4 protein-coding genes are annotated in these 6,227 nt (G+C 51.6%); 2 read left to right on the top strand and 2 right to left on the bottom strand.

Translation table 11 applies throughout. The features are described 5' to 3' along the window. Positions 1 to 163: 163 nt before the first annotated feature. Positions 164 to 3,727 (top strand): cadherin-like beta sandwich domain-containing protein, encoded by a 3,564-nt coding sequence (locus tag GON22_RS17140; protein ID WP_160397324.1) that lies wholly within the window; start codon positions 164 to 166, stop codon positions 3,725 to 3,727. A 108-nt stretch (positions 3,728 to 3,835) separates the two neighbouring features. Here the strand turns inward: GON22_RS17140 and GON22_RS17135 are convergent, their stop codons facing one another. Continuing rightward, entirely contained in the window at positions 3,836 to 4,240 is a 405-nt protein-coding gene (locus GON22_RS17135) for a TerB family tellurite resistance protein (RefSeq protein WP_160397323.1), read from the bottom strand. Between the two features lie 389 nt (positions 4,241 to 4,629). Here GON22_RS17135 and fabZ point away from each other — a divergent pair, with 389 nt between their 5' ends. Next, positions 4,630 to 5,058 carry a 3-hydroxyacyl-ACP dehydratase FabZ gene (gene fabZ, locus GON22_RS17130; RefSeq protein WP_160397322.1) on the top strand — a complete coding sequence of 143 codons (429 nt, stop codon included), beginning with the start codon at positions 4,630 to 4,632 and terminating at the stop codon, positions 5,056 to 5,058. A 6-nt stretch (positions 5,059 to 5,064) separates the two neighbouring features. Here fabZ and GON22_RS17125 read toward each other — a convergent pair whose 3' ends face one another. Further along, on the bottom strand, positions 5,065 to 6,138 hold the full coding sequence (locus tag GON22_RS17125; RefSeq protein WP_160397321.1) for an undecaprenyldiphospho-muramoylpentapeptide beta-N-acetylglucosaminyltransferase: 1,074 nt from the start codon (positions 6,136 to 6,138) through the stop codon (positions 5,065 to 5,067). Positions 6,139 to 6,227 lie beyond the last annotated feature (89 nt).

Genomic DNA, 6,227 nt, shown 5'->3' with positions numbered 1-6,227 from the left:
TTTACATAATTCAACCAAATGGATGGAGCTACCTCTAAGAGGCGCTCGACCTTTTGGATTTCGAGCCAGAATACAATTAACTAAATTTTCAGAAAGAAAGCACATCAGTGTTTATGCAACGCTAGTGATGCGTTACAAAGTAATTCGTTTGGTGATCAGTTTATTGGTTTTATGGTCGGCGGTGGATTTGATGCACTTGCTGCCGGGTGGCAAGGCGTATGCGTCTAGCAGCGTCATCAGTACGGTGGCGGGTCGAGGAGCGAGCACGACAGGGGAAGATGTTTCGGCAACGTCGGTCAAGTTGAATTACCCGCATGGGGTAGCCATTGACGGTAGCGGCAACGTGTACATAGCGGAGACAAGCAATCAGCGCTTGCGTAAAGTCGATGCTTCGGGCAATATCAGCACGGTAGCGGGCACAGGTGTAGCCGGTTATTCTGGAGATGGAGGAGCGGGCAAGGATGCGCTGCTGAACATGCCGTCCGGGGTAGCGATGGACGGCAGCGGGAATCTATTTATTGCAGAATATCGTAACCACATTATTCGGAAAGTCGATCCAACGGGGAAAATCACAACGGTTGCGGGTACGGGGACAAGTGGGACTGTAGTGGACGGTGGCGCGGCGACCTCGTCCAAGTTGGACTTGCCGTATGGCATTGCCGTCGATAGCAGTGGAAATCTGTACATAGCGGATGGCGGTTCTAGTGTCATTCGGAAAGTCAATACGTCGGGAATCATCAGCACGATAGCTGGCAAGGGAGCAACGACTGGCTCTACGGGAGACGGCGGCTTGGCGAAAGACGCCCTCTTGAAAAATCCTTACGGCATCGCTGTCGATGGCGGCGGAAATTTGTACATCGCGGATACGAATAACCACCGCATTAGGAAAGTCGACACTGCGGGATACATTAGCACGGTGGCGGGTACGGGAACGGCAGGCAAATTAGGAGACGGAGGCGCGGCGACGAGTGCCCAGCTGAACGGGCCGGCAGGTGTAGCCGTCGATAGTTTCGGGAATTTATACATTGCGGATTCCAAAAACCACCGCGTGCGTAAAGTCAGCGCGTCGGGCATCATCAGCACGGTGGCGGGCTCGGGTTTGGGCAGCTACTCTGGAGACGGAGGCGCGGCGATTGTAGCTCGCTTGCAGGGCCCAACGGGTGTAGCTGTCGATAGCGCCAGCGGTACGCTGTACATCGCTGATTATAGCAATCATGCAATTAGAAAAGTGACAAACCTATACAGCAACACGGATTTGAGCGGATTGACGATTTCGAGCGGCACGCTGAGTCCGGCATTCGTGCCAGGAACGGCGAGCTACACAGCGAGCGTGGCCAACAGCGTGGATAATGTAACGCTTACGCCGACCGTGAGCGATCCTGGTGCAACGGTGAAGGTGGACGGTACGGCCGTGATGAGTGGCACCCCTTCGAATGCCATTAGTCTAAACGTAGGCAGTAATGCCATTGCCGTCGAAGTAACCGCGCAAGACGGTACGACGCAGACGTACCCGGTTACGGTGACCCGGCAAAGTAACAATGCGGATTTGAGCGCTCTGGCGCTATCGAGCGGCACGTTAAGTCCGGCGTTTACATCGGGGACGACTGGCTATACGGCTAGCGTGACGAACAGTGTATATAGCGTGACAGTAACGCCGGTGGTAAGCGACTTGAACGCAACGGTGAAGGTGAACGGAACGGCTGTGATAAGCGGCATTGCATCGCAAGCGGTCAATTTGAACATCGGAAGCAATGCAATCGAAGTTGAAGTAACTGCGCAGGACGGCACAAAGCAAACGTATTCGGTAATAATTACTCGCTTGGAGAGCAGTGATGCGGAATTGAGCGGCTTGACGTTGTCTAACGGTACGCTCAGTCCTTCGTTCACGAAAAGCACGACGAATTATACGGCAAGCGTGACGAATAGCGTGTACAGCGTTACGGTCACGCCGGCCGTAAACGATTCGAACGCGACGGTGACGGTAGACGGCCTGGCCGTGGCGAGCGGCTCTGGGTCCCAGCCGATTAACTTGAATGTCGGCAGCAACACAATTTCGGTCGAGGTGAGCGCGCAGGACGGCACGACGCAAATGTATACGGTGACGGTTACGCGCGCGGGCAGCAACAATGCGGAATTGAGCGGATTGGCGCTATCAAGCGGTACGCTCAGTCCATCGTTCACGCCAAATACGACGAATTATACAGCAAGCGTGATAAATAGCGTGAGCAGCGTTACGGTCACACCAACCGTGGACGATTCGAACGCGACGGTGAAGGTCGGCGGAATGTCAGCGATAAGCGGCTCCGCGTCGAACGCGATAGCCTTGAACGAAGGCGACAACACAATTGTTGTCGAAGTGACATCGCAGGACGGCACGAAGAAAACCTACACGGTGACGGCCACTCGGGAAAGCGCGCCTTCATCGGGAGGAACGGTGCCTCCGGGCGACGGCCTGTCCGGTAACGAAGAGTGGTTCCCGGTCTTGGTTGACGGGAAGGCTTACGATTGGGTCGCCAAAGGCATCTCCAAGGAATACCAGGGGAATACCGTATTGACGTTGACCGTAAACATCGACGCCTTGAAGAATCAACTGGCCCAAGAAGAGAAGCCAGTCATCGTGATTCTGGCGGAGGGAGCGGACGCGGATCAGGTGAATGTGGCGTTTACGGGGGAAACGGTAAAAGCCCTTGCGAACATGCAAGCCTTATTGGTCGTACGGACGCCTAACGGAAGCTATTCGATGCCGGCAACCGAAATCGCGGTTGACAAGATCACGCCTCAGCTTGGCGCTTTCACAAAACTCTCGGACGTCATTGTACAAATGAGCATTAGGAAGAGCGGCCAGGCAATGATCGGCTTGGCGAATCAGGCTGCGGAAAAAGGCCAATTCAGCCTGGTAGGGGAACCAATTGATTTCACAATTACGGTTACATCCAACGGCAAGAGCCTGGAAGTGGACAAGTTTGGGATATACGTAGAGCGTGAAATTCCGCTGCCGGACGGTGTGGATGCGAATGCGATTACGACCGCGGTCAAGCTGGACGCGGACGGAACGTCTCATCACGTCCCTTCCCGAGTCATCATTCGGGACGGCAAGGCTTACGTCGTCATCCATAGTCTGACGAACAGTACGTATGCGTTGATCAAGCACGTTCAATCGTTTGTGGATATGGCAGGGCATTGGGCCGAAGAAGCGGTGAACGACATGGCGTCGCGGATTGTCGTGAATGGTGTCGGAGATTCGCGTTATAATCCAGATGGCGCTGTCACGCGGGCTGAATTCGTGGCAATTCTTATTCGTGCGCTAGGACTTTCTGATAACGGAAAGATGGCTTCGTTAAACGACGTTCAAGCAAACGATTGGTTCGTTGGCGCAGTGGCCAAAGCGCAGGAATACGGATTGGTGAACGGTTACAAGGACGGCACTTTCGGACCGAATAAGACGATCACGCGCCAAGAAGCGCTAGTTATGCTTGCACGGGCGATGAAGCTAACAGGGCTGAATGCCGGCGTTAGCGAAGCGAACGCGACTGATGTGCTTGCTTCCTATGAGGACGGCGCAAACATAGCGCCATGGGCGGTACAAGCACTTGCCGAAACGGTGAAGACGGGGATCGTGCAAGGCTCCGGTCGGAAGCTGCTTCCCGATCGTAACATGACGAGAGCGGAGACGGCGGTTATCGTGCAACGGCTGCTGGACAAGGCCGGGTTAATCGATTCCAAGTAAACAATTCGCATAAATAAATAGTGGTTGTAACAGCATCATAAAGGGCCGGAGGCCACCATAATATGGTGGCTTCCGGCCCTATTTATGATGTAAACTATGGCGTGGAAGCTACGGCATGTTCAAAATCAACTTGACGCCCTCTGTACGCAGTTTGTCCATACGAATAACCCATTCCTTAAATGCCTCATATTTCTCTTCGGTGATGCCAAACGTTTGCTTCATCTCCATAATGAGCGCTTTCTCATCGTCATTGTAATCGCCGTCGGCATAGCAAAGCAGCAACATTTCTACTAAGAAAATATGCTGCACATGCTCATCCTGCGCGCAGCCGAGAATATCTTCAAGCGAGCGCGATGTGGCGGCTGCAGCTGCAGGCAATCCCAACTCAGCCGCAATTATGCGCAGCCCGCCTCTCTCTTTTAGGTTAACGAAGCCGTCGGCGTTAGCGACGATATTCGCCAGCTCCAGAAATGCTTTCTTATGCTCATTTTGTTGCAAGAAGTGTAAAAACACGCTGCCAGCTCCCTTATTCGTTAAAGTCGTCGATTTTTCCTAGTCAAATTGTACAATTACTGCACGAAGGTAGCAATTGTTCATTTGCAAGTGGCACGCTACGAACTGATATAGCTGCAGGCTTAGAGTAATGGATGGCGAGATTATTATTCGCTGCGGCTTGGACGTGGTATCAATGCCGAATGTCACTGCAATATCTTCCATAATTTGTGTTATAATATACCGGATAACAGTTTGTTAATGGAGGGTAGGCGTGGAAATTCAGATACGGGAAATCACAGAAAATGATTATGCTGAAGTTGTTCTTTTATGGAACGATGTACTGGAAATTCGCAATGTTGTTTTGATAAAACGATCACCCCGCCTAAGAGCTGAGAGGAGGCAATCCCATGCTAAATATTGAAAAAATAAAAGAAATCATTCCCCATAGATATCCATTCCTTTTGGTTGACCGAGTTTTGGAAATGGACGAAGGGAAACGAGCGGTAGGCATTAAAAATGTGACAATGAATGAACCCTATTTTGTTGGCCATTTTCCCGGCTATCCTGTTATGCCCGGCGTCTTAATCGTAGAAGCGCTCGCGCAGGTCGGGGGCATCGCTATGTCCAGTGGAGAGAGTAACGATAATAAAATAGGGTTATTGACGGGAATTGATAGCTGCCGGTTCAAACGGCAAGTAACACCCGGAGACCAACTTTTGCTAACGTTCGATGTAACGCGAGTTAAGGGGCAGATCGTCAAAGGAAAAGGCGTCGCCACCGTAAATCATGAATTCGTTTGTGAAGCGGAAATCATGTTTGCATTCCGTTCGATTTAACTGTATTTAACGCTGCTTCGCCACCTGCTTGATGAGATCCATAACGTTTGCGAGCGCGTCTGCATGTGGTGCCCCAGTCTCCATGCGCTTGATATAGGCTTGCCGATTGTCGTATAGCTGGTTGATCCGGGAAATGAGCAGATCCGCCGTTAGTTCCTCTTCCTGAAGCACATCGCTGTAGCCGGCTTTGCGGAACGAGTCTGCGTTAAGAATCTGGTCACCGCGGCTTTGCGCCTTCGTAAGCGGAATGAGCAGCATTGGCTTGCGGAGATGCAGAAATTCGAAAATCGAGTTTGCCCCTGCTCGGGAAATGACTAGGTCGGTCATCGTTAACACATCCGGCAGTTCGTCTTGTAGGTACTCTGCCTGCACATAACCCGGTGCACTCACGGTGTTGTCCGTTTGGCCTTTGCCGCATAGGTGGACAATTTGATAGCGTTTTGTTAGCTGCGGAAGCGATTCTCTTACAGCAAGGTTTATTTTGCGGGAACCCAGGCTCCCTCCCATAATGAGAAGCACGGGTTTAGCGTTGGTGAAACCACTCCATGCTCTCCCGCGCGCAAGGCTGCCCCGATTTAGCGCTTCCCTGATGATGGGACCGACGTAGTAAACTTTGCTCTTGGGCAAATGCTGGTCCGTGTCAGAGAACGTTGTACATACCTTCGTCGCGAAAGGAATGGCAATTCGGTTCGCCAGTCCTGGCGTTAAGTCTGATTCATGAATAATAACGGGTACCCGATTCAACTTCGCGCCTAATACAACAGGAACGGAGACGAACCCGCCTTTGGAGAAAATAATGTCTGGCTTGCTGCGCTTGATAATGCGATAAGCCTGAAAAACGCCCTGGACGACTTTGAACGGGTCTTTCACGTTGTTCCAGTCCAAATACCTTCGCAGTTTGCCCGTCGCAATGCTGAAATACTTTACCCCCGGCATGTCCGCAATTAGTTGCTTCTCAATGCCCGTATGCGAACCCAAGTATTCAACCGTCCAACCCTCTGCTTGAAATCTCGGCATTAAAGCCAGATTTACCGTAACGTGGCCGGCGGAACCGCCGCCTGTAAACATGATTTTGCCCATCCTGCTTCACCTACAAGTTAGTTGATATAAGACATTGGTAACTGTCTTCATTATATGATTAAATGCATATTCAATAGTAATTGTATATG

Source organism: Paenibacillus sp. MMS18-CY102, assembly GCF_009789195.1.
Lineage (GTDB): Bacteria > Bacillota > Bacilli > Paenibacillales > Paenibacillaceae > Paenibacillus_T.
Note: the sequence above shows the minus strand (reverse complement) of the source record. Positions and strands in the feature narration are given on the sequence as shown.